The 2,136-nt window shown below is 37.4% G+C and carries 2 protein-coding genes; both read left to right on the top strand.

Annotated features, from left to right (window positions below; genetic code table 11):
- Positions 1-196 (top strand): hypothetical protein (locus F1379_RS30135; protein ID WP_203457197.1); only part of this gene is annotated, 196 nt, incomplete at its 5' end.
- A gap of 980 nt (positions 197-1,176) precedes the next feature.
- Positions 1,177-2,040 (top strand): ParB/RepB/Spo0J family partition protein, encoded by an 864-nt coding sequence (locus F1379_RS29425; RefSeq protein WP_162551320.1) that lies wholly within the window; start codon positions 1,177-1,179, stop codon positions 2,038-2,040.
- The last annotated feature ends 96 nt before the right edge of the window (positions 2,041-2,136 follow it).

Genomic DNA, 2,136 nt, shown 5'->3' with positions numbered 1-2,136 from the left:
TAAGCAGGGGAATTCAGCAGCCCTTGTGCTGCGTATTATTGGGCTGTCGGAGTCCACGTACTATGACCGCATGAAGCGCATGTCGCAGTCCCCACGGCTCAAAGTGGGCGCGGGAGACCCGTTCCGGGTTACTCCCTTACGGAGTCTGGGGAGAAGATTAGCGACGAGCAAATCCAGGAATGGCTGCTGGAACTGATCTCTGGAGAAGAGCACGTGTACGGTTACAAACTGCTTGCGGAATGCTTGTGAAACCAGTACAGGTTGAAGCTGAATCATATTGTGAAGGAAAAAGAGAAGTCTCCCGCAATCTGCCTGCAATGGATATGGATTATGCAGCTTTAGCTAAGGTAACATGGCTTAGTGAAAGTGAATTAAAGTCGTTAATTCCTTAACATGTAATGTTTTGAAGCAAACTTCACCAACACTAAAGCCTATTAAAAGGAAAACAAACAACAAATACTCTTTCGCGGCCTAATAACCTGCGTGCTTCTACCCTGTATCGTCATGTGACAGGGACAGGAGCCTAACTATAGTGGGTTACGCCGCTTGGTCTCCGCCTGGGTCAGCAGGAAAAGATAATCAGGTCACCCAAAGGGGATTAAGTTACGGGGCAATACTCGGTAACATTAAAGCTGCAACTACGCTTGTAGAAGCTTATTTGCTGTTTTCTTCGGGTAGGGATTCAACCATCGGCTCCATATGGAGTATCAATTAAGACACCTTAAATGGTGTCTTTTTTCAATTCAGCGTTAATTATTGATATCGAAGAAGTAAGTGATGATAGATAATTTAAAGTTTTATGGCTTGTATACAAATTAAAGCATAATTTAATGGAAGCCAGCATCGCAAAGCATGGAATGTGTAAACTAATTTTTTAATATTTATATCCAATAAATATTATCTTTTACATAAATACGAAGTGCTTCTTCTTTTGTGATTTCCATGTCACTTTCATTCTATACACTTACTTGCGGTATTGGACAATGCTTGGCTTTTCTGCTGACTTTTGCTGTTGACCAATATTCTGCTGAAATAACTAGTGCAAAGCAAGAACTGTAACATATTTTTTAAAGAGTCCTTATCAAAGAAATAAAAAGTAAATTATTAGCTATATTAATTAATATTATTTATTTGGTATAATAATTTGAATTTATTTATAGTGGAGGCATCGAAAAGTTGGAACAATTAGGAGATTATGATAAAAATGATCCGTATTTAGAATGGGTGGATATTAAGAGCGTGTTGCCAAACCCTTTGAACCCTAGAAAGGATCAGTCTATAAAGACTGAACAAATGCAAGAAATACTAGCATCAAAGGGATGGGAAGAAGGAATTTCATGCTATAGGAAGGGGCTGTACTTTATCATTTTATCTGGACATAGGAGATGGTATGCTGCGCAACATATGGGGATGAAAAAAGTTCCTGTATATGTAGTAGAGACTCCGAAAACAGATGCTGAAGCTATGGATAGATTAGGCTCAATACAGGGTGGACAAGTAGACTGGACTCCCTACGAATGGGCAAAATACACATATGATATGTGGAGTATGTCTGAGGATAACACTTACTCTAAATTATCAGAAAAAATGGGGGTCTCAACGAGTTTAATATCCTCAAGAATTAGGGTTTATAATTTTTATCCCCGAATTGAAGTTGAAGACAAGCTAGCCAATGGGATGTTTTCATTATCAATGCTAGATTATATTTACTCGTGGATTAAAAGATTAGAAAAGTATCATCATTCTATCGTTGAAGATCTTGGGATTGATTTTATTAGAAAACAAATGCTAAGAAAATACGAAAATAAAAGTATTAATAGTCATATTGTAAACGATAAGTTTTTTGTAAAGCAGGCTTGTACGCAGGATGTTTTTAAGTTCATTACAGATACTAATAAGAAACTACAAGAATCGCAAATTGATTTAATAAAAATGACTCTTTCTAAAGAAAAGGATTTTATTCAAAATAATTTGAATTTAAAATCTATTGAAAATGAAGTAACCCAAATAAGATGTGGTAGCGTCAAGAAGTTTGTGTAATAGAGTAAAAGTATTCTTCTGGGACATCGGTGAGATGGTTCTCTTGGTGGGGGAGGCCTCCCCCACCAAGAGTTATTCAGCAGACTGTGTAGGATA

The sequence above is a fragment of the Paenibacillus tepidiphilus genome (assembly GCF_008635795.1).
GTDB lineage: Bacteria > Bacillota > Bacilli > Paenibacillales > Paenibacillaceae > Paenibacillus_AQ > Paenibacillus_AQ tepidiphilus.
The sequence above is the reverse complement of the archived record's forward strand: the minus strand, read 5'-3'. Positions and strand labels throughout refer to the sequence as shown.